1 protein-coding gene is annotated in these 241 nt (G+C 44.0%); it reads right to left on the reverse strand.

Annotated elements, in window-relative coordinates; translation table 11 throughout:
* Nucleotides 1-241 (reverse strand): zinc ribbon domain-containing protein (locus J3492_RS13135; RefSeq protein ID WP_207992437.1); only part of this gene is annotated, 241 nt, incomplete at both ends.

Raw genomic sequence — 241 nt, forward strand, 5'->3', positions numbered from 1 at the left:
TTCGGACTGTCTTGGCGAGAGCCGCAACACGAGCAGGTTTGGGTGCTGTACGCTTCATTGACTTCGATATAGTGGCAACCTGCGTTCGCGCATTTATAATCCAGTTGCCGCTTAATCTCAAACCAACCAGCGTCATAGACGGATTTGGCCAGTTTGGATGAAGTGAATGAGTTTGATTTGATTTTACCAACAACGATTAAGCTGTTGGCTTTAACAAGCTTTGATGTGAATTTATGAATCA

The sequence above is a fragment of the Psychrobacter coccoides genome, from assembly GCF_017498085.1.
In the GTDB taxonomy this organism is placed as follows: domain Bacteria; phylum Pseudomonadota; class Gammaproteobacteria; order Pseudomonadales; family Moraxellaceae; genus Psychrobacter; species Psychrobacter coccoides.